We start from the raw sequence: 21667 nt of genomic DNA on the forward strand, positions 1-21667 counted from the left end.
GCGCTGCCATGACTGACCCTTTGATCCAGATCCGCAACCTGCGCGTGGCCTTCAACGGGGCCGAGGTGGTGCACGGCATCGACCTCGACATCCAGCCCGGCGAGTGTCTGGCGCTGGTCGGCGAGTCCGGCTCGGGCAAGTCAGTGACCGCGCACTCGATCCTGCGGCTGTTGCCGGGCAAGTCCGTCAGCACTCAGGGCAGCATTCGTTACAAGGGCGTCGATTTGCTCCAGGCCAGTGACAAGGTCCTGCGGGGGCTGCGCGGCAACCGCATCGCGATGATTTTTCAGGAACCGATGACCTCGCTGAACCCGTTGCACACCGTGGAGAAGCAGATCGGCGAAATCCTCGCCATGCACAAGGGCCTCAAGGGCAAGGCCGCCCGCGAGCGCACCCTGGAACTGCTCGGGCTGGTGGGGATTCAGAACCCGCCGCAGCGGCTCAAGGCCCTGCCCCATCAGTTGTCCGGCGGCCAGCGCCAGCGGGTGATGATCGCCATGGCCCTGGCCAACGAACCCGAGCTGCTGATCGCCGACGAACCCACCACCGCGCTGGACGTCACGGTGCAGCTGAAGATTCTTGAACTGCTCAAATCCCTGCAACAACGGTTGGGCATGTCGCTGTTGCTGATCAGCCATGACCTCAATCTGGTGCGGCGCGTCGCCCAGCGGGTCTGCGTGATGCGCGGCGGCGAAATCGTCGAGCACGCTGACTGCCAGACGCTGTTCGCCGATCCGCAACACCCCTACAGCCGCCTGCTCATCAATGCCGAACCCGACGGCGAACCGGTGCCCGGCGAGCACACCCAGACGCTGCTGTCGGTGGACGCGCTGAAGGTCTGGTTTCCCTTGCCCAAATCTTTTTTGCGGCGCGAGCGGCAGTACATCAAGGCGGTGGACGGGGTGAGTTTCGAGCTGTTGAAAGGCCAGACCCTCGGCATCGTCGGCGAATCCGGCTCGGGCAAATCGACCCTGGGCCAGGCGATCCTGCGGCTGATTGATTCCGAAGGCAGCATCCGCTTCGGCAACAAGGAGCTGAGCCTGCGCAGCCAGCAACTGATGCGGCCGCTGCGCAAGCGCATCCAGGTGGTGTTTCAGGACCCGTTCGGCAGCCTGAGTCCGCGCATGACCGTGCAGCAGATCATCGCCGAAGGGCTGCTGACCCACGGCATCGGCACCCCGGCCCAGCGTGAACAGACGGTGATCCGGGTGCTCGGCGAAGTCGGCCTGGACCCGGACAGCCGCCATCGCTACCCCCACGAATTCTCCGGCGGTCAGCGCCAGCGCGTGGCCATTGCCCGGGCGCTTGTGCTGGAACCGGAGCTGATCCTGCTCGACGAACCCACCTCGGCGCTGGACCGGACGGTGCAAAAACAGATCATCGCGCTGCTGCGGGATTTGCAGATCCGCCACGGCCTCAGCTATCTGTTCATCAGCCACGACCTGGCGGTGGTGCACGCGCTGGCCCATGAGGTGCTGGTGATCAAGGACGGCAAAGTGGTCGAGCAAGGGGCGGCGCGGGAGATCTTCAGCCATCCGCGCCAGCTCTACACCCAGGAACTGCTGCGCGCCTCCGGGCTGGATTTCGGCCTACGGGTGTGAGCCGACACACCGTGCGACCGCTACTATAATGCCCGGCGACGGCGTATCATCGCGGCCCCACGATTTCCTGCTCTGGTGCCTGTCATGACTGCCCTCCCGCTCACCTCCGAACGCCGCGGCTGGTCGTTCTGGTGGAAACCCCTGGCGTTCCTGCTGGTGGCCGCCATCGGCTTGTACTACGTCAAGTGGTCGCCGTATTACCTGAAATCCTTCATCGCGGCCGACACCCATAACATCGGTGGCTCGATCATCAACGACAACCCGGCCACGCCGTGGGCCGCCGCATTGGCGTACGCCCAGGTGTACTTTCTGGCGATCTGGAAGGCAGCCGTGCTGGCGGTCATCCTCGGCTCGCTGTTGCAGGTGCTGATTCCCCGGGACTGGCTGCTGAAAATGTTCGGCCGCGCCGGACTGGGCTCGACCATTCGCGGCGGCCTGTTCGCCCTGCCCGGGATGATGTGCAGCTGCTGCGCAGCGCCGGTGGCTGCGGGCTTGCGCAAGCAGAACGTGTCGGTAGGCGCGGCGCTGGCCTTCTGGATCGCCAACCCGGTGCTCAACCCGGCCACGCTGGTGTTCATGGGCTTCGTGCTGGGCTGGGGCTTCACGGCACTGCGACTGGTGGCGGGCCTCGTGCTGGTGATCGGTGTTTCGCTGGTGGCTCAGCGCATTTCCCGCCCGGAAGCTGTGCCGGAACAGGCGCTGGAGGCCGTGGCCAACGCCGAGACGCCGGAGGAAGGCAGCCTGCTGGTGCGTTGGGGCAAGACCCTCTGGCAGTTGTTCTGGACCACTATCCCGATCTACGTCATCGCCGTGCTGATCCTTGGCGCCGCGCGCGTCTGGCTGTTCCCCCACGTCGACGGTGCCATGGGCAACAGCCTGTTGTGGCTGGTACCGTTGGCGATCGTCGGCACGCTGTTTGTGATCCCGACCGCCGCCGAAATCCCGATCGTGCAGACCCTGCTGACGTTGGGCGTGGGCACTGCGCCGGCCGTGGCATTGCTGATGACCCTGCCGAGCGTGAGCCTGCCGTCGCTGCTGATGCTGCGCAAATCCTTCGACGCCAACGTACTGGTGACCGTGGGTGTGCTGACCATGCTGGTCGGGGTAGTCAGTGGACTGGTTGGCGCCGCTTTGTTGTAAAGCCAGGATCAAGATCTCAAGATCAAGATCTACAGCGGCTCTGCCTAACGGCAGAGCATTTCGCCTTCGGCGAGTTACTTGGAAAAGCACCCCAAGTAACCAAGGGTGCTTGCTCTCGGTTTGGCCCGACTTCGTCGGGTTCCCTCACTTCGACGACGCTCCGTGGGCCCGCGCCGAACGGACATCCATGTCCTGACGGCGCTCTCGCCGCATCCATGCGGCTCGGCCCACTGTGCGTCGTCTACGTTCGGCCTGCACCCAAGTCGCGTTTTGTGGTGTCTGGACTACCGCGGAGGAGATCAAAGCAGATCGATCGTTCCCACGCTCTGCGTGGTAATGCCGCCCCGGACGCTCCGCGTCCCGCAGACGACGCGCATTCAAGGATCGGGAAAGTGACGCGGAGCGTCACGGGATGCATTCCCACGCGGAGCGTGGGAACGATCAAAGGTCACCTGAACAACGCGCACGTCGTAGGACCGGCTTCAGCCGGGAAGCTTTTGATCTGCTTTTGATCTTCATGCGCAAAATGCCCAAACACCGCAAATCGCGACTTGGGTGCAGGCTGAACGCAGGTCTCGCGGAGTGGGCCGTGCCGCATGGATGCGGCGAGAGCGCCGTCAGGACATGGATGTCCGTTCGGCGCGGGCCCACGGAGCGGGAGCGGAGTGAAGGAACCCCGAGGAACGAGGGGCCTAACCAGGAGCAAGCACCCTTGGTTACTTGGGGATGGTGCGACTTTCGACTTTTCCAAGTAACTCGCCGAAGGCGAAACGTCTGCCCCCAGGCAGACGCTCTTGATCTTGACCCTCAATCGCAGGAATTAACGCTCCGCTGTTTTAAATACTCCACAACAGCCCGCTGATCTCCGGCAAACTCGATCCGGGGGTTCTTGCTGTCCCGCTGAAACGAATACATCGGATCGTAATACTCGCTCAACATCCCGCTGATCCAGCCCCGGTGCAGCTCCACCGCCCCGCTGCGCGCCTGCTCGGCCAAGGCACGGTCCATGATCGCCGCCAGCCGCTGATAACGCTCACCGCCCAGCCGTCGAACGATACTCGACAAGCTCTGCTTCAGCCGTTCGGCATAGGCAGCAAAGCCCGTTTCAACGCCCTGCACCGCAACGAACTCGGCACACAGATCGGTCACATAATCTTTCAGAATCCGCTCGACGCGACCCTCGAAACTGTCCTCCAGCCACACCAGCGGTGCGTCCTGCATGGTCCGGTACAACTCAAGCGGCACCGCACGACTGCCAACGATCCGCCCCTCGTCCTCGACCACAAACTGATTCAAATGCCGGGCGCGCTTCTTCAGAATGTCCACGGCGAGCAGATTCTCGAAATCGATCTGCCCCGGCTGCGGCGTCGCGTGTTTGCCAAAGCTGGAACCGCGATGATTGGCATGCCCTTCCAGGTCCAGCCCGTTGTCGAGCGCCTGCAGCACCTCGGTCTTGCCACTGCCGGTCAGCCCACCGATCACCACAAAATCGCATTCAGCCACCGCCTGATCCGTCACCTCGATCAAAAAGCTGCGCATCGCCTTGTAGCCACCGATGATCCGGGGATACTCGATACCAGCCTCGCTCTTGAGCCACTGCTGGGTGATCTGCGAACGCAGGCCGCCGCGAAAGCAATACAGAAAGCCCTCGGGATGACGGCGAGCAAAATCCGCCCAGGCCTCGATCCGCGCCTGCTTGACGTCGCCGGACACCAATGTGTGGCCCAGCTCAATGGCAGCCTGTTGCCCGTCCTGCTTGTAGCTCGTGCCGACTTTCTGGCGCTCGACGTCATTCATCAGCGGCAAATTGATCACATCGCGGAACGCGCCCTTGGTGAATTCCACCGGCGCACGCACGTCCATCATCGGCACGTCGTTGAGGAAAATTTCCCGCAGGTCGGCGCTGTTGTCGCGCATCAGAACACCTCGACCGCGAGTGGCTGTCGCTCGACCAGGTCGCCGATCGGCGCGAGGCTCAGGCCCAGTTCGTCGGCCAGTGCCAGGAACGCCGCTTCTTCAGCGGGCTCCACGGCAATCAGCAGGCCGCCGCTGGTTTGCGGGTCGCACAGCAGCAACTTCTGCGCCTCAGTCAACGCGCCGATGCGCTCGCCATAGCTGTCGTAGTTGCGGTGGGTGCCGCCGGGGATGCAATCCTGCTCGATGTAGAAATCGACACTGCCCAGACGCGGCACGGCAGCAGCATTCAGCCGTGCAGTGACCTGACTGCCGTCGGCCATTTCAACCAGATGCCCGAGCAAGCCGAAGCCTGTGACGTCGGTCATGGCCGCTACGCCGGTCAGCCTGGAAAAACGGCTGCCCGGTTTGTTCAGCGTGCACATCACGTCGCGCGCCAGGCCGATGTCTTCGTCGCGCAGCAGGCCTTTTTTCTCGGCGGTGGTGAGGATGCCAATGCCCAGCGGCTTGGTCAGGAACAGTTTGCAGCCCACGGTGGCGGTGTCGTTGCGCTTCATGAAGCGCTTCTCCACCAACCCGGTGACCGCCAGGCCGAAGATCGGCTCCGGCGCGTCGATGGAGTGACCCCCAGCCAGCGGGATGCCCGCTGCATCGCACACCGCACGCCCGCCGCGGATGACCTCGCGGGCGATTTCCGGAGCCAGCACGTTGACCGGCCAGCCCAGAATGGCGATGGCCATCAACGGATCACCGCCCATGGCGTAGATGTCGCTGATGGCGTTGGTCGCGGCGATGCGGCCGAAGTCGAACGGGTCGTCGACGATGGGCATGAAGAAATCGGTGGTGGACACGACGCCCTTTTCGTCGTCGATGGCATAGACCGCCGCGTCATCGCGGGAGGCATTGCCGACCCACAGGCGCGGGTCGAGGTTCTGCGCGCCACTGCCGGCGAGGATGGTTTCCAGCACCTTGGGCGAGATCTTGCAGCCGCAGCCGGCGCCGTGACTGTATTGGGTGAGACGAATCGGGTCGGTCATGGGAAGCCCCTGAGTTTCAAGGCGCCGAAGTCTACCAGAGGCGCCGGTGGGTTGAAGGGTTGCTGGATGGCTGGCTGGCTGGCTGGCTGGCTGGATGGCTGGACACGCGATTTTCGTAGGACCGGCTTCAGCCGGGAAAGCATCTGATGCCACACCGCAAAACTGATGGTGTCCACACCGGCCTCTTCCCGGATAAAGCCAGTCCTACAGCCAAAACCGCGTGCTGTCAGTAGAACCGGCTTCAGCCGGGAAGGCGTCAGATGCCATAAGGCAAAACGGATGCCTTTCCTCAGCCCTTCGCCATCCGTCGCGCCGTCAGGACCTGGGCCAGCATCAGCGCGCCGACGCAGAGCAGCGCTTCCCGCAGACCGATTAGGTGGGCAGCAAAACCAATCAGCGCCGGCCCCAGCAAAATCCCGCAATAGCCGATCCCGGTAATCACCGCGATCGCCAGCCCCGCCGGCATCCCGGTCTGTGCACCGACCACCGAGCAATACACCGGAAACGTATTGGACAACCCCAACCCGATCAGCGCGAAGCCCAGCAGGAACAGTGGCCACGGCTCCAGCAGGATCGCCATGGCAAACCCGACCATCACCAGCAGCCCGCCGCCGATCAGCAGGTTCACCGCGCCGAAACGGTTCCTCAACCAGTCCCCGGAAAAACGCCCCGCTGCCATGGTCAGGGAGAACACCGCGTACGCGCCGCCGGCCACCGACAAATCGATCTGGTGCATTCGGTTCAGGAACACCGCGCTCCAGTCGAGCATCGCGCCCTCCACCAGCAGCGCGATGAAGCAGAGAATCCCGACGATCACTACGTTGGTGGTCGGCCGGGCGAACGGCGCTGATGGATCATCCGCGCCGTGGGGCACCAGGTAGCGCGCGTGCCAGAGCAGCATCCCGGCAATCAACGCCACCACCACGGCCACCGCCAGCAACGGCGACGCGCCCAGCCACAGCAGCAAGGTCATCAACAGCGCACTGCCGATGCCGCCGAGGCTGAACAGCCCGTGGAACCCCGACATCATCGGCCGCCCATGATCGCGCTCGACCATCAGGCCCTGCACGTTCATCGCTACGTCGATACTGCCCAGGCCGGCGCCAAACACCGCCAGCGCCACTGCCAGCCCCGGCAGAGAGGACAGCGTAGCGAGCAACGGCAGCATGCAGCAGATCAACGCGCCGCCAATCAACGAGACAAACCGGCAGCCCTTGCGCGTGGTCAGCATTCCCGCCAACGGCATTGCCAGCATTGAGCCGAGGCCGAAGCACAAGAGCAGCAGGCCGAGCTGGGCTTCTTCAAGGCCGGCGCGTTCGCGGGCGAAAGGGACCAACGGCGCCCACGCACCCAGCGACATGCCGGACAGCAGAAATGTCAGGCGATAACTCCACAGGTGAACGAAGACGGGGGCATGAACGGATTGAGCAACTGACACAGAAAACAACCTGAACGGGTCTGCGCGACCGGCAGACGGTGAATGAAAAAGCGCGATCCCTCGCGCAGGCATTTCTCCCGTGGGACCGGCTTCAGCCGGGAAGAGGCCATTGTGAACACCTTGATTGTCGCGGTGTGGCACTTGACGCCTTCCCGGCTAAAGTCGGTCCCTCCGATGAAGGACAACATGCATCCACTGCAGGCGCCGGCTTGCTGGCGAGAGCGGTGTGTCAGTCACCCTTTCACGTGTCTGACAGATCAGTTTCGCCAGCAAGCCGGCTCCTACAGCACCTCCCCCAACCTGGGATCGGCGACATAACGCCTGACGCTTTTCCGGCTGAAGCCAGTCCTACCGAAAATAAGAGGCCAGGTCCGTAACCGATCACATCATCGGTGCCGCCATGCTCACCACGCGCAACGCCAGGCCTTCATAGGCGTCCAGCGTGATGGTGAATTCACCCTCTTCGGTCAGATCGCCTTCGACCCGTTCGTTGATGATGTCCACCACCGGGCCCGGCGCGATGCCCGGCAGGTGCAGGGTCTCGACGATGGCCTCTGAACTGAAGTTCAGCGCGGTGATCTGCGTGCCCTTCCCGGCCGGCAATTCATGAACCATGATCAGCAGCCCCGGGTGCTCGACATCCGGAATCAGAATCTGCCGGCTGGCAGCAATGTCGTAGGCACGGCGCACGGCCAGCAGTTTTTTCAGCTGCGAGGCGAACGAATCCGGCCGCTTCAACTGCTCGACGAGGCTGCCGTACAGCGCGCGAGCCCGAGGCATGCCACCTGCCGAGATTTCGCAATCCGGGTCCATGTCGACCAGGTCATAGCCACCGCGATGGATCCAGCGGGTATCGCCATCGCCCATCAGGTGCGCCACCTGCTCGGCCGGCAGCGGCAAGGCGCCGACCAGGTCCCAGCCCGACAGCGCGAACACGCCCGGTTGCATGGCGTTGAACATCACCAGCAGCAAATGAATGTGCTGGATTTTGTCGATGTCGGCGGCGGTCATGCTGTCCAGCTCACGAATGCCCAGCGCGGCCGTGATGATGCTTGCCGTGGTGCAGGACACGCCATTGGTGACGAACTTCAAGTTATAGGGCGCGTGCTCGCCCGCCAGACGCTCGTACATCTCCTCGCGAATGTGCTCGCGCAGGATATTGCCCGGGAACGTCTGCCCCTGATACAGGTACTGATCGTGGGCGTGCAGCGTCCAGAAATGCACCAGTTCCAGGGTCAGTTCGTCGTGGTTCTGCAACGCGTGAATCAGCGATGCAGGGTCGATGCCGAAATCATGCACCTGGCGGAGCATCAGCCGCAGAAATTCGGTGCGACCGGTCAGCAGCGCGTGCTGGTAGGCCGGACGGGTGACGAAGTCATAGGACAGGTCGGCGCCGCCGTGGGACATCGCCGCGATGTCGTCGATGGTCAGGTTCAGCTCCTGGAAGCTGAAGCCGCCAGCCTTGCGGATCGCCCCGGCGAGCAACTGGTTGCCGGTGATCGACAGCGGGTGGCTTTCGGACCACGCCGTGCCGTCGGCCTTGCGCTCGACGCCGAGGAAGCCATTGGCGTCCAGACGCAAGACCCGCGCGCCCATTACGTCGATGGCGTGCAGGGCGTCGCCAATGATCATTTGCTGCGCGGCGAAACTCGGGTCCAGCCAGTTCAGCGACGGCTGGCCTTCCTTGAAGTAATGCAGATAGACCCAGCGGCGGTCCTTGCCGTCGACGCCGGTCACAATGGGCGTGGCGCTCCAGTCGGTCTCCTTGACGCCAGGCTCGAAGAAGATCACCCGCTGCAACTGGCCGACGATGTAGTGCTTGTCACGCAGCGCATCGACGGTGGCGGCCTGCAGGTTGACGGCGTCGCGTCCGGCCGGGACCTCCGGGAGCAGCGACCAGTCTTCTTCCTTGATCTCCACCATGTGGTAGAGGCCCGGGTACTCTTCGTAGGCCATCTCGGCCAGGCGGAAATCCGCGCCCTTGCCGGTGTGGGACGGGATCACGTCATCGACGACGATTGCGTTGTGCGCGGCGGCGATACGGCTGAGGTTGAGAAATTGGGCGTCAGTGCCCAGGTCCGAATCCACCTCGAAGCTGATCCGGTCGAAGTTGCCGTCGATGCTCGGGGTGCGCTCGCGGCCTTTCAAACCGCCGGACGCTTTCAACGGGCCGTTATGAATGCCCTGGATACCGATTTCGGACAGCGCGTGCCAGAGCTGTTCATCGCCCAGCGCTTCGAGCACCGAGCTGCCATCGCGGGTAATGATCGACGCCGGGTAGGCGGTGAACCAGACCGAACCGATGGCCGAAGCGTCCCTTGGACGAGCCTGGGCGTAAGGGCGCTGCCAGAGACGGCCCTGGCCGCCATACAATTTTGCGCGTTGCTTTGCGGCGTTGAGCATCGATTGCTCAACCAGCCATTCCACGTACTGCTTGTCCGGGGTGGTCATGTGTTCGGGGTTCCATCTTCAAGTGGATGGGAGCGGCGGCCCAACGGCGCTGAGAGCGCTGTCCGGACCGTCCTGCCTGTGCGTGTCCAGGTTTCTGCCTAACTCTAAGAGCACCTTGGCGCGTAAACGTTGCATCGGTTGCTATGCCATGGACCGCAGCGCTGGCTAAAATCCACCGACGTGCATCCGCACCGTCGGCGCTGTTCAGGGGTTTGCGTGGAATTACACATCGTTATCGAGGGCCGCAAGGACCTTGCCCATCAAGTCTATGAGCAGCTGCGCGACAGTATCGTGTCCGGCCGGCTGGCGGCGGGTGTGCAATTGCCGCCCAGTCGCCTGCTGGCGGCGCAACTGGGGTTGTCGCGCAAAACCATTTCCGACACCTACAGCCGGCTGACCTACGAAAACTATCTGGTGGGCAAGGTCGGCAGCGGCACATTCGTCAACGCCTTGAGCGCTTACAGCCCGCCTCGGCCGGCGCCTTCGGAGCTTGCCAGCGCCCACATCGTGGCGAAATGGGAACGTATTTCCCTGCCCCTGCGCCACCCGACGCGCGCGGGCACCCTGCGCTACGACTTTCTCGGCGGTGCGACGGCAAAAACCCAGTTCCCCCATGACGAATGGCGGCGCTGCGTACACCACGCGGTCCGGCAGATGTCCACCGAGCGCGGCTTCTACGGCCAGCCCGAAGGCCTGCCCGCCCTGCGCGCCGCGATTGCCGGGCACATTGCCTTTGCGCGCGGCGTCCGGTGCGTGGCCGAGGACGTGGTGGTGTGCAATGGCGCGCAACAGGCCCTGGACCTGATCGCTCGCGTGCTGATCGAACCCGGCAGCCGCGTGGCGGTGGAAGACCCCGGTTACACACCCGCACGCCAGCTGTTTACCGCCCAGGGGGCCGAGGTGACCGGCGTGCCGGTCGACAGTGAAGGGATCATCGTCGAGCAGATTCCGGGCGACGTCTGCGCCATTTATGTCACCCCGTCCCACCAGATGCCGCTCGGCATGCCCATGAGCCTGGCACGCCGCCATGCCCTGCTGGAGAAGGCGCGACGAATCGGCGCGATCATCATCGAGGACGACTACGACAGCGAATTCCGCTACGAAGGGCGCCCGACTGACTCGTTGCAGAGCATCGACGAGCACGGCGTGGTCGCCTACGTCGGCACCTTTTCGAAAACCCTGCTGCCGGAATTGCGCCTGGGTTACGCCGTGCTGCCGGCGGCGATCCTCGAAGCGGTGATCAAGGCCAAGCAACTGACCGACTGGCACACCTCGACGCTGCCGCAATGGGCACTCAGCAAATTCATCAGCGAAGGCCTGCTCAACAAACACATCCGCCGCTGCCACAGCACCTACGCCGGGCGCCGCGAACGAATCCTGTCGCGCATCGCCGGCGACCTGTCGCTCTGGCTGGAAACCATCCCGTGCACGGCAGGCTTCCACATGGCGGTGATGCTCAAGGCCTCGCTCGATCCGGCGATCAATCTGCACCTGCTGGTCGACCGCGCGCGGGACAAAACCCTCGGCCTGTACCCCCTCGACGGCTTCTACAGCGACGCGTCACCCCGTGATGGGCTGATGATGGGTTTCGGCGCCATCGACCTGCTCGACATCGACCCGGCGCTGGATCGGTTGCGGGATCTGCTGATGGAGTTTGGTTGATCGGGGAAATTGATAGCGCCCACCGGCCCCTTCCCGGCTAAAGCCGGTCCTACCAACACCGCGCGCATTCAGTAGGACCGGCTTTAGCCGGGAATGGACGCGGAGCGTCCATGGATGCGTGCCCACGCAGAGCGTGGGCACGATCATAAAATTGATGGCGCTCACACTGGCCTCTTCCCGGCTGAAGCCGGTCCCACTAACAGCAGACCGCGTACACCCTGTGGGACCGGCGTCAGCCGGGAAGCTGTTGATCTTGATCTTCATACACATAACGCTCAGACGACGACAATCGCGACTTGGGTGCAGGCCGAACGCAGACGACGCGCAGTGGGCCGAGCCGCATGGATGCGGCGAGAGCGCCGTCAGGACATGGATGTCCGTTCGGCGCGGGCCCACGGAGCGTCGTCGGAGTGAGGGTATTCCGACGAAGGAGGAACCCAACCAGGAGCAAGCACCCTTGGTTACTTGGGGTGCTTTTCCAAGTAACTCGCCGAAGGCGAAACGTCTGCCCCCAGGCAGACGCCCTTGATCCTGGCGCAATAAGCCACGCCACAGGTCCAGCTGACACAATCCAATGGAACTTCTAACCCCAGAACCTGCCGACTACAGAGCTGCCGGACACACCGTCCGCTGAGAAATGGAGGCTTATACATGCCAGACGCAAACGGCAAAATCCGCTACGCAGTGGTCGCTGGAGGCTGGATCTCCCAAGGCGCTTTCATGCCGGGACTCGAACAGACCGACAACTCGGTCATGACCGCCCTGGTCACCGGCGACCCGATCAAGGCCGACCAACTGGCGGCACTGTACGACCTCAAGAGCTACCACTACGACGAATTCGACACCCTGCTCAGCTCCGGCGAAATCGACGCCATCTACCTGGCAACCCCCAACTTCCGCCACCGCGAATTCGCCGTTCCCGCCCTGGAAGCCGGCATCCACGTGCTGCTGGAAAAGCCCATGGCCGCCAATGAAGAAGACTGCCTGGCCATCGCCGAAGCCGCCAAACGCTCGGGCGCCAAACTGATGGTCGCCTACCGCCTGCACTTCGAGCCCGGCACCGTCGAAATGGTCCACCGCGTGCGCGCCGGCGACCTCGGCGATCTGCGCCTGTTCACCGCGACGTTCGCCCAGACCACCGACCCGGCCAACCACCGCATGCAGAGCGGCTTCGACGCAGGTCCCGTGGCAGACATGGGCCCGTATCCCATCAACGCCGTGCGCAACCTGTTTGCCGCCGAGCCGATTGAAGTCCACGCCGTCGGCATCAAAACGCCGGGCCGTGAGATCAACACCTTCGACACGGTCAATGTGACGCTGCGCTTCGCCGAAGAGCGCCTGGCGACCTTCACCGTGAGTTACAGCCTGCCGTCCACCGAGCGTTTCCAGCTGATCGGCACCAAGGGCGAGTTCGAAGCCTCACCGTGCTTCGGTTTCGGCGAAGGCGTAGCGATTGGTTACCGCGCGATCATCGACGGCCAGACCACCGAGCACACGCACCCGGTGGTCGACCAGTTCGGCGGCGAGACTCAGTACTTCTCCGATTGCATCCTGCAGGACCGCGAACCCGAGCCAGACGGCGACGAGGGCTGGCGCGATGTACGGGTGGTCGAAGCCATTGAACGCGCGCTGACCACCGGCCAGCCGCAGAAACTCGAGCCACTGCCGGAGCGCCCGGGCATCAGCATCGAGCAAGCCCGTCGCTTGCCGCTGGCCAAGGTGCCGGAGTACATCAATACCGATGAGCCGAATGCGTGACCGTGCGTATTGATCACGCGTTGCTGCACGTCAATCAGGCGTCGCCGCCTACCGCGCGGTGATCACGGTGCAAAAGCCCGGCCATTTTGATGGCCGGGATTTGCTCGGCACCTCATTGCGGCGCGCCTTGCGGCTGAAAAAATGCAGTTGTATGATGACTGTCGACTTTGCGACGAGCCGCTGAGCTTGTCGCCGCTACGCTTCATACGATCTCGAATTCCCCATCAGGCGCCATGCCTGATCGATTCGCCCCAAAAATAACAGGAGAAGCAGATGCCTACCGTTCTCGGTCAGAACTTCATCGGCGGCGCCCGCAGCGGCCTCGGCGAAGCACGCCATAAAAGCCTCGACGCCACCACTGGCGAAGCACTGCCTTACACCTTCCATCAGGCCACCGACGCGGAAATCGACGCCGCTGCCTCGGCCGCCAAAGACGCCTTCCTTGAATTCCGCCAGTTGAGCCCGGCGCGCCGCGCTGAATTCCTCGATGCCATCGCTGACGAACTCGACGCCCTGGGCGATGACTTCGTTGCCCTCGTTTGCCAGGAAACCGCGCTGCCGGCCGGTCGTATCCAGGGCGAGCGTGGCCGTACCTCCGGCCAGATGCGCCTGTTCGCCAAAGTCCTGCGTCGTGGTGACTTCCTGGGCGCGCGTATCGACCAGGCACTGCCGGATCGCAAGCCGCTGCCACGTGTCGATCTGCGCCAGCAGCGCATCGGCGTCGGCCCGGTGGCCGTGTTCGGCGCCAGCAACTTCCCCCTCGCGTTCTCTACAGCGGGCGGCGACACCGCCTCGGCACTGGCGGCCGGTTGCCCGGTAGTCGTGAAAGCCCACAGCGGGCACATGGCGACTGCCGATCTGGTGGGCAACGCCATCGTTCGCGCCGCCGAGAAGACCGGCATGCCAAAAGGCGTGTTCAACATGATTTTCGGCAGCGGCGTCGGCGAAGGCCTGGTCAAGCACCCGGCCATTCAAGCGGTCGGTTTCACCGGTTCGCTGCACGGCGGCAACGCCCTGTGCAAACTGGCGTCCGAGCGTCCGCAGCCGATCCCGGTGTTCGCCGAGATGTCCAGCATCAACCCGGTGGTCCTGCTGCCAGGCGCACTGACGGCACGCGGCACCGCCATTGCCGGCGAGCTTGCGGCCTCCGTGGTCATGGGCGCAGGTCAGTTCTGCACCAACCCGGGCGTGGTCATAGGCATTCGCTCCCCTGCTTTGACCGCGTTCACCGAGCAACTGACCGAGCACATGGGCGGTCAGCCACCTCAGACCATGCTCAACGAAGGCGGCCTGCGCAGCTACAGCAAAGGCGTCGAGAAGCTGCTGGCGCACAAGAGCATCACGCACCTGGCAGGCAAGCCGCAGGAAGGCAAGCAGGCCCAGGCTCAACTGTTCAAGGCTGACGTCAGCATGTTGCTCAACGGCGACGAGCTGCTCCAGGAAGAAGTGTTCGGCCCGACCACGCTGCTGATCGAAGTAGCGGACGACGCTGAACTGAAAGCCGCACTGCTGGCCCTGCGCGGTCAGCTGACCGCCACGCTGATCGGCGAAACCGCCGACCTGCAGAAGTACCAGTGGCTGGTGCCGGTGCTGGAAGAGAAAGTCGGCCGCATCCTGGTCAACGGCTACCCGACCGGTGTCGAGGTGTCTGACGCCATGGTTCACGGCGGTCCTTACCCGGCGACCTCCGATGCGCGCGGTACCTCGGTGGGCACCCTGGCAATCGATCGTTTCCTGCGCCCGGTCTGCTACCAGAACTACCCGGACAGCCTGCTGCCGGCCGCTCTGCAAAACGCCAACCCGCTGGGGCTCAAGCGCCTGGTGAACGGCGAGTGGAGCACCGACGTCATCGCGTGATGATGGGGCCTCATTAATAAGGTCCAGTTTGTCAGGTAATGAAAAACGGCGCGACCCTGTGAGGGGCCGCGCCGTTTTTTTTGCCCTGTGTTTGGCAGGGAACGTTGCCAGTGGGCGATTGGCTGACTAGCATCTCGCGCCATCTCGCTGTGGAAACCTGAACATGAATGAAGAACTGAGCATCATCGATTTGCAGGAAGGCACCGGGAAGGCCGTCGTCAAAGGCGCGCTGATCACCACGCAATACAGCGGCACCCTGGAAGACGGCACAGTGTTCGACTCCTCCTGGGAGCGCGGCAAGCCGTTTCAGTGCGTCATCGGCAGCGGGCGGGTGATCAAGGGCTGGGACATCGGGCTGATGGGCATGAAGGTCGGCGGCAAACGCACGCTGCGGGTGCCTGCGGCGCTGGCGTACGGGGAGCGTTCGATGGGCGCCCACATCAAACCGCATTCAGATCTGGTCTTTGAAATTGAACTGCTGGAAGTGCTGACGCGGGATGATGAATAGTCACGCCTGGCCCTGACCCTGTAGGAGCACACGCGCTCCTGGTAGGACCAGGCTTTAGCCTGGAAAGCGTTGGATCTCGCACCGCACAACTGATGGCCTCACCGAGAAGGGCGGATCTTCCTGCGCCACGGCCAGGACGAGGGGGCGATGAACGCGTCACGCATTTGCCCCGCCGTGATCGCGCGTGCACCGGCGTCAAAAGCGAGCGCGGTTCGCAAGGCAGGCCAACCGTGCCTGGGTAAGTGGCAGGGCGGTTTCAACGCAGACCCCAGGTGCTGATCCCGGGCCTGGGTCGAGGGCAGATGGCGAAAGGGATGCTTGCCGCTTGCCAGTTCGTAGATGACACACGCCACCGCGTAGATGTCAGCGCATGCCGAAAGCTGCCGGTGTTCAAGCAGTTCAGGTGCGGCGTATCCCGGCGTCCAGGCGTTGAAACGCTCGCGGCTCAGGTGCGGTAGGCCGGCCAGCACGCCCTCCTCGGCCCTGCCAAGGCCGAAGTCGAACAGGCGCACACCCTTCTCGCTGAGCATGACGTTGCTCGGTTTCATATCCCCGTGAACAACGCCGCAGGCGTGGGCGTAAGCCAAGGCGTCCAGCAATGGCAGCACGATGTCTTGCAGTTCTTTCCACGGCAGCCCCAACGGCCGCTCGCAGAGTAGTTTGTCCAGCGTCAGGCCTCGCATCAGTTCCATGGTGATGAAGGCGCGCTCGCAGCTGGTGTCGACGTGAAACCCGTGCACACGCAGCACGTTGTCGTGCCGAAGGTATCGGGTGATGCAGAACTCGCTGTAGAGCACGGCGCTGGCGTCCGGCGATTCGGCGAAGTCTTCGTTGAGGACTTTGAGCGCGACATACGGGTCAGGGTCCCCGTACTGCTCGGCCAGCAGATCTCGAGCGCGGTAGACCGCTCCCATACCGCCGGCGCCAAGCAGCCGCTCAATGCAGTAACGGCCTGCCAGAACCTCGGGCATCGTGCTGAAGCCGGATGGGGCGGACGTGCGAGCGGGTTCAAGCTCTTTCGACTCAGCGAAGGCGAAGTAGGTGAGATCGCCGGGCGGGTCATCGCCGGGGGGAGCAACGAGTGCCTGTCCAGCGGGATCTGTTTGCAGGGGATCGGTCATCCGCGAATCACCACAGCCGTCAGATTATCTCGGGCGGCGCCACGCAATGCGTCATCGAACAGGCGCTCGAGCGCCATTGCCGGCAGAGCGAGATTCAATGCGCGGCCCAATGCATCGCTACTCAACCCCTGATACAAACCGTCGCTGCACAGCAGGAACGCATCGCCCGGAAACACCTCAAGTTCCAGCACCTCCAGCGTCAGTTGCTCGGCAGCGCCTACCGCGCGGGTCAAGGCGTGTGCTCCCGGGTAGGCCCGGGCCTGTCGAGCATTCATCTGTCGTTCGTCGATCAGTTGCTGTTGCAGCGAATGGTCTCGGGACAGCTGGTACAGGCGCTGACCGCGCCACAAATAGCAGCGGCTGTCGCCCGCCCATACACAGGCCGCCCGGTTTTCCTCCACAAGAAGTGCGACCACCGTGCTGCCGATGATGCTGTCCTGTCGGCCTGCACTGACGGTCAGCTCCTGGCCCAGCCGCCGGTTCAGCCAGTGCAGGCACTGTCTAATGCCGATAAGCCTGTCATCGAAGTTTTCGTGCACCGGCAGCTCCGCCAGACTGGCGACGATCATCTGGCTGGCGATATCGCCCCCCTGGTGGCCGCCCATGCCATCAGCGACCACCCACAGTCCCTGCTCGGGACACTCCAGACATGCATCTTCGTTACGTTCCCGCACCTTGCCGGCGTGGGTCCGCGCAGCGCTGCGCCAATGGGCGGCGACCGGCATCAGAGTTGTGCCGGCATGCGGAAGCTGCGCAGCACGCTCATGTCGAATGGGTTCGGCGAGCGCTGGCTCGTCAACAGGTAGCTGGCACGCAGTCCCCCCACGTCGGCCTTCAGTACCAGCACGTCGCGACCGGTCAGCTCCTCCCGCTGCATCGAATCCAGCAAACGGAACAACGACCACGGCCCTGAGCTTTCTTCGATACCCAATGGGCGGCCAATCATTCTGTCGAGCACCAGACTGGTTCGACCGGCCTGCGCATCGGTGGGCCACTTGAATGACACCGGGACGATCGGGCCGTGGCGGTATTCGAGGGTCATGTCGCCCAGCTTGAATTCGGAACGACTGACAGAAGAGTCCAGGGTATGGGGCTCAAGTTTGAACTGCACCTGAGGCTCGGCCGGGTTGTCCGCAAAGAACCCCTGTCGGATGACCCTGGCGGCGCTCATCTGATCGAGATACGGCCGAGAGATGGGCAGGCTTTGCCCGTCGATACTGCGCAGACGATAACTGCCCTTCTCGCCACTCACGAACGGCCGCAGGAATCCGTCGAAGAAGCGGTCTGCAACGCCCTGAACCTTGAAGAACTCGCGAAAATCACCGAGTGCGACGTCGCTGGCACTGTCGGCCTTGAACGGATAACGCTTGCCGATCGCCTTGGCGTAAAAACTGTACACTTCACTCTGGTAGTGCTGGTTCACGTGTTGATACGCGTCGCGAAGCACCAACCGCCACGCGTCCTCGGCCAGGGTATTGAACCACGCGCCCACCGGACGCGGCAGGCGACTGGATGCCGCACGCAAAGTGCCCAGCGCATCACGCTGCCCGCCCATGCGTGACTTGGCCATGTCGAACGCAGCCTGCTCCGGCGAGCTGGCCCTGCCCAGACTGGCCATCTGCATTTGCAGCTCGTTGACCACTGCCAGAACGGGCATCAGATCGGCCGTCGGGCCGTCTTTTTCGTCGAGCAACCGGTGCAACGGATCAAACCGGTTTTGCAGTGATTTTCGCGCGGTATCCGGGACGGATGCACTCAACGCTTCAGAGGCTTGACTGGACGCGGCGATCGCCAGTTTGCCGGCTTTGCCACCCTTGTCCGCCAACTGCGCGGTGGCATCGACGGCGTTTGTCAGTGCCTCGGCAACAGGCGTGAAGCGGGTGTTCTCGCGTACTTCCCTGAGCAGGTTGATCACCGGTGAATGGGCCGACGTCAGGCCAGCCAGCTGCTCGGCACTGTCGGCAAAATCGTAGGGCCCGGGCAGCTCGACCGCGCTCACCGCCTCGCCCCAGTAATCGGCGTAATCGCGGAAATAAAGCTGCTCAAGTTCAACCATCAAACGCCGCAAGTCCATGTCACTGAGGCCGGCGCCTTCGCCGAGTACCCAATTGTCCCGCAGGATATCGGCCACCACCCGGGAGCCTTGCACCGAAAAATACTGCTCGTAGCCCTGTCGGGTGTAGAACCCCGGAATCACATAATCGGCACCGACGAACAGCGCTGCCTGCGGCCCGAGGTGCTGGTCGAAACTGTAATCCGGCAAGTTGCCGGCCTGCTCGCGCAGCATCCGGTAGACGACGTTCGCCAGGGACTCACCGCGCAGCACCTGCCGTGCCTGCGCCACGCGTTGATCATTGAGGGCATGGACGAAGGGCAGCTTCAGCAACCGTTCGAAGTGGCTGTTCAGACCGTTTTGCGCAACGGCATTGCCGGGGTACAGCTCGGACCAGGCAGCAGCGACCCGTTCCTTGAGCCACGCCGCATCACGCCGGTCTTTCATGCCCAGCATCAAATAGGCGCGCAGGCTTTTGAGCAGGCCCTCCCGATTTTCCAGGTTGGCGGCAATCTGTCCTTCCAGCATCGTCGCCACCTGAGGCAAGAGCAGCCGTTCCAGCTCGCGCTCATAAGCGCTTTCAACGACCGGGTTGACCGCTTCGCCTTGATAAAGGCCGCCACGCGCCGGGTAACCGACATCGCCTTTGCCTGGGAAAACCTGGGTCGCCGCATAGCCGGTGTCTAACACTTTCAGCGCTGCGAAAAGATCATCCTGGGCCTTTTTTGCCGACCGCTGTTCGGCCCAGGTTCTAGCAAGGGCGCTCACACCGTCGAGGCGTTCATAGTTGCCGGAAAAACTCACGGCCCAGAGGCTGCCGAACAGCGCGAGTGACGCCAGCGCGCCTAGATATAGCGCGCGCTGGCCCCAATGAATACGGCTGCGCTCGCGCATGTCCAGGCCCGCAAGGTCCGCCTCCGGGAAGATAACCCTGCTGAGCAGGTGATTGATGAAACGCGATCGGCCGCTGCCCAGTGTCGGCAGCGTTCCTGTGCTCATCCCCGGAGTATCCCCCCTGCCGACAGCGGGCGCGTGCATGTCCTGTTCAAAGCCTGGCGCGCTGGTGAGGTAGAAGCCCCGCAACTGGCTGGCTGACTGATAGCGATTGCCAGTGAACGCCAGTTCCACAAACACGCACACGCGCTCGCCGATTCGACTGAGTTGATGGGGGAAGTCGAGAATGCCGCCACGGCGCGAGGTATCCCGCTCTTGATGGATGCGGGTGATCACCTGGCTGTTCAGCCGAACCAGCAGTTCGCCGAATTCGTTGCGCAGCACGTCGGTGTCGGTGCCGCTCTGGCCTTTCCGGAAGGTGGTACCGAGGACCTGATCACTTTCCTCTCGGGTCAGTTGATCGAAAAACGCGTCGAAGCCCGGAAGGCTGTCGGCCTTGCTCAACACAAGGTAGACCGGCACCTCGACGTGCAGCTTCTGATTCACCTCCTGCAACCGCGTACGCACCTGCCGGGCGAGGGTCTCGAGTTCAGGGTCACCGCCGTCGAGCAGCGTGTCGACAGGGAGTGTGACGAGTACGCCATTCAGAGGTCGGTTGCGGCGATATCTGCGCAGCAGGTCAAGCAGCGTGCACCAGGCGCTGCGGTCGATGTCGGCGCTCGGCTGGGTCAGGTAACGGCCTGCGGTATCGACGAGCACGGCGTTGTTGGCAAAATACCAGTCGCAGTGGTGAGTGCCTCGAGGGTCACGGGTGAGTCTGCGCTCGACCTTGTTGAGCGGAAACTCGAGCCCTGAAAAGTCCAGCAGGCTGGTCTTGCCGCTGCCCTCGGGTCCGATCAGCAGGTACCACGGCAACTCGGTGCGCCAGTGTTCGCTGCGGCCGCGATACAGGCTTGAGGTCTTGAGTGTTTTCAGCGCGTCCTTGAAACGCGTCGTCAGTTCAGCCTGTTCCTCGTCGATCTGATCGTCGCGCAGGAGGCGCGCCTGACCGTCTTCGCTGGCCTCGACCGCTTTCTTGCGCTCCCCCGCACGCCAGCTGACATAGACCATGGCAAGGCCCCAGAGCAGGAACAGGGAACTGATGGTCAACAGGCGAGAGGTAGGACCCTCCCAGAACTTGCGATCGTCAACCGCCAGGGCTGGCCCGACGAACCAGACCATCAGCGCCACGAGCAATACCAGCAGCAGCGTCCACACCCACGTCTGACGCAAAAGCGCGCCGGTTTTCTTGAAAAGGTTTTTCATCACACGTCTCTGTTTACGGCTGCGGCCACGATTGCGCTTGGTGCGGTTGCGGTTGCGGTTGCGGTTGCGGGTGAACGGCAGGCTGATCAAACGGCTGATAAGGTTGCAGGACGGCGTTCCGGTGCTCGCCCAGCACCCAGGCGAAGCCCGAATACATCACGATCAGACAGACCAGGGTGAAGCCCACTACCATCCAGCTGGGCACGATGCGCACCAGGTTGCGGCGCTGGTTGCTCAGGCCTTCCCAGTGGGGCGACAGCTCACGAGGCGCATCACCGCGCAGCTGACGAATTTGTCGATAAACCGCGTCGCGAATGTTTTCGAGTTCCTGCACGCCGCGGGTCTGCACCCGGTAGCGGCCCTCGAAACCCAGCGACAGGCACAGGTACATCAGCTCCAGCATCGACAGATGCTTCACCGGGTTTTTCGAGAGTCGATCCAGCAGCTGGAAGAACTTTTCGCCACCGAAGGTTTCTTGGTGAAACCTGCTGAGCAGGCTCATCTGTGACCACTCGCTTTCGTTGCCCCAGCCGCTCGTTACCACGGCCTCATCCAGCGCAGTGCAAAGCACATAGCGGGCGCCCGCGACCTGACTGTTCTCGGCGCCGTTGTGCAGCGCGCGTGCTTCAAAGGATTTCATCACGCGGGTCAGATGCTCGTGGAGCGCGCTCATGTCTTGCGGGAGGTCACCGCGCTTGAGCCGTACAACCTCGGACAACAGCTCCGATGCCGCGGCCACAAGCGGGTTCATGCCGACATTGAACGTCTGCGCCGGGCGCAGGCGCGCAGCGTAGATCATGCGTTCTTCCAGCTGCTCGAAGCGCGGCGGCGGCGTGGAATCCGTGATCGGCTTCGATGCCGGGCCATGACCCTGCCGGCTGACCAGAACGGTTTTGTGGTCCTGGCGGTAATCGTTATCCTTGATCAT

Annotated in this window: 14 protein-coding genes; 6 read left to right on the top strand and 8 right to left on the bottom strand. The window is 63.2% G+C overall.

Annotation, left to right across the window (positions count from 1 at the left end; genetic code table 11):
• Positions 1-8: 8 nt before the first annotated feature.
• Together L4G42_RS22950 and L4G42_RS22955 are read left to right on the top strand one after the other, a co-directional pair.
• On the top strand, positions 9-1601 hold the full coding sequence (locus L4G42_RS22950; RefSeq protein WP_237253951.1) for an ABC transporter ATP-binding protein: 1593 nt from the start codon (positions 9-11) through the stop codon (positions 1599-1601).
• A gap of 84 nt (positions 1602-1685) precedes the next feature.
• Positions 1686-2741: a permease gene (locus tag L4G42_RS22955; protein WP_237261233.1), complete on the top strand. Its 1056-nt coding sequence runs from the start codon at positions 1686-1688 to the stop codon at positions 2739-2741.
• 807 nt (positions 2742-3548) lie between these two features.
• On the opposite strand, the gene mnmH is transcribed toward L4G42_RS22955, so the two are convergent.
• The 4 genes from mnmH to treS form a co-directional block, all read right to left on the bottom strand.
• Positions 3549-4658, bottom strand: a complete 1110-nt coding sequence (gene mnmH / locus L4G42_RS22960) for a tRNA 2-selenouridine(34) synthase MnmH (RefSeq protein WP_237253949.1) — start codon at positions 4656-4658, stop codon at positions 3549-3551.
• The gene (gene selD, locus L4G42_RS22965; RefSeq protein WP_237253948.1) at positions 4658-5692 is read right to left on the bottom strand and encodes a selenide, water dikinase SelD; all 1035 of its coding nucleotides are present in this window, start codon (positions 5690-5692) and stop codon (positions 4658-4660) included. The genes mnmH and selD overlap by 1 nt, the downstream gene beginning before the upstream one ends.
• 289 nt (positions 5693-5981) lie before the next feature.
• Positions 5982-7130, bottom strand: coding sequence for an MFS transporter (locus L4G42_RS22970; protein WP_237253947.1), 1149 nt, complete (start codon positions 7128-7130; stop codon positions 5982-5984).
• Positions 7131-7511: 381 nt separating this feature from the next.
• Positions 7512-9581, bottom strand: coding sequence for a maltose alpha-D-glucosyltransferase (gene treS, locus L4G42_RS22975; RefSeq protein WP_237253946.1), 2070 nt, complete (start codon positions 9579-9581; stop codon positions 7512-7514).
• Between the two features lie 216 nt (positions 9582-9797).
• Between treS and pdxR the strand changes: the two genes are divergently transcribed.
• The 4 genes from pdxR to L4G42_RS22995 all read left to right on the top strand — a co-directional run bounded on the left by pdxR (position 9798) and on the right by L4G42_RS22995 (position 15366).
• On the top strand, positions 9798-11243 hold the full coding sequence (gene pdxR, locus L4G42_RS22980; RefSeq protein ID WP_237253945.1) for a MocR-like pyridoxine biosynthesis transcription factor PdxR: 1446 nt from the start codon (positions 9798-9800) through the stop codon (positions 11241-11243).
• A 651-nt stretch (positions 11244-11894) separates the two neighbouring features.
• On the top strand, positions 11895-13001 hold the full coding sequence (locus L4G42_RS22985; RefSeq protein WP_237253944.1) for a Gfo/Idh/MocA family protein: 1107 nt from the start codon (positions 11895-11897) through the stop codon (positions 12999-13001).
• Between the two features lie 273 nt (positions 13002-13274).
• The gene (locus L4G42_RS22990; RefSeq protein ID WP_237253943.1) at positions 13275-14858 is read left to right on the top strand and encodes an aldehyde dehydrogenase (NADP(+)); all 1584 of its coding nucleotides are present in this window, start codon (positions 13275-13277) and stop codon (positions 14856-14858) included.
• 163 nt (positions 14859-15021) lie between these two features.
• Positions 15022-15366: an FKBP-type peptidyl-prolyl cis-trans isomerase gene (locus tag L4G42_RS22995; RefSeq protein WP_237253942.1), complete on the top strand. Its 345-nt coding sequence runs from the start codon at positions 15022-15024 to the stop codon at positions 15364-15366.
• A 98-nt stretch (positions 15367-15464) separates the two neighbouring features.
• On the opposite strand, the gene L4G42_RS23000 is transcribed toward L4G42_RS22995, so the two are convergent.
• The 4 genes from L4G42_RS23000 to icmH are packed head-to-tail and all read right to left on the bottom strand — an operon-like array spanning position 15465 to position 21667.
• Positions 15465-16487 carry a serine/threonine-protein kinase gene (locus L4G42_RS23000; protein ID WP_237253941.1) on the bottom strand — a complete coding sequence of 341 codons (1023 nt, stop codon included), beginning with the start codon at positions 16485-16487 and terminating at the stop codon, positions 15465-15467.
• The gene (locus L4G42_RS23005) at positions 16484-17212 is read right to left on the bottom strand and encodes a PP2C family protein-serine/threonine phosphatase (protein ID WP_237253940.1); all 729 of its coding nucleotides are present in this window, start codon (positions 17210-17212) and stop codon (positions 16484-16486) included. Before L4G42_RS23005 ends, L4G42_RS23000 begins: the two co-directional genes overlap by 4 nt.
• Positions 17212-20739 carry a type VI secretion system membrane subunit TssM gene (tssM, locus tag L4G42_RS23010; protein ID WP_237253939.1) on the bottom strand — a complete coding sequence of 1176 codons (3528 nt, stop codon included), beginning with the start codon at positions 20737-20739 and terminating at the stop codon, positions 17212-17214. The genes L4G42_RS23005 and tssM overlap by 1 nt, the downstream gene beginning before the upstream one ends.
• A 13-nt stretch (positions 20740-20752) precedes the next feature.
• Positions 20753-21667, bottom strand: a complete 915-nt coding sequence (icmH, locus tag L4G42_RS23015) for a type IVB secretion system protein IcmH/DotU (RefSeq protein ID WP_237259681.1) — start codon at positions 21665-21667, stop codon at positions 20753-20755.

This window comes from Pseudomonas petrae, from assembly GCF_021728295.1.
Classification (GTDB): Bacteria; Pseudomonadota; Gammaproteobacteria; order Pseudomonadales; family Pseudomonadaceae; genus Aquipseudomonas; species Aquipseudomonas petrae.

Coding starts and splice junctions, on each gene's coding strand:
- L4G42_RS22950 (WP_237253951.1), top strand. CDS start 9: ATGACTGACCCTTTGATCCAGATCCGCAACCTGCGCGTGGCCTTCAAC.
- L4G42_RS22955 (WP_237261233.1), top strand. CDS start 1,686: ATGACTGCCCTCCCGCTCACCTCCGAACGCCGCGGCTGGTCGTTCTGG.
- mnmH (WP_237253949.1), bottom strand. CDS start 4,658: ATGCGCGACAACAGCGCCGACCTGCGGGAAATTTTCCTCAACGACGTG.
- selD (WP_237253948.1), bottom strand. CDS start 5,692: ATGACCGACCCGATTCGTCTCACCCAATACAGTCACGGCGCCGGCTGC.
- treS (WP_237253946.1), bottom strand. CDS start 9,581: ATGACCACCCCGGACAAGCAGTACGTGGAATGGCTGGTTGAGCAATCG.
- L4G42_RS22985 (WP_237253944.1), top strand. CDS start 11,895: ATGCCAGACGCAAACGGCAAAATCCGCTACGCAGTGGTCGCTGGAGGC.
- L4G42_RS22990 (WP_237253943.1), top strand. CDS start 13,275: ATGCCTACCGTTCTCGGTCAGAACTTCATCGGCGGCGCCCGCAGCGGC.
- L4G42_RS22995 (WP_237253942.1), top strand. CDS start 15,022: ATGAATGAAGAACTGAGCATCATCGATTTGCAGGAAGGCACCGGGAAG.
- L4G42_RS23000 (WP_237253941.1), bottom strand. CDS start 16,487: ATGACCGATCCCCTGCAAACAGATCCCGCTGGACAGGCACTCGTTGCT.
- L4G42_RS23005 (WP_237253940.1), bottom strand. CDS start 17,212: ATGCCGGTCGCCGCCCATTGGCGCAGCGCTGCGCGGACCCACGCCGGC.
- tssM (WP_237253939.1), bottom strand. CDS start 20,739: ATGAAAAACCTTTTCAAGAAAACCGGCGCGCTTTTGCGTCAGACGTGG.
- icmH (WP_237259681.1), bottom strand. CDS start 21,667: ATGATCAAGGATAACGATTACCGCCAGGACCACAAAACCGTTCTGGTC.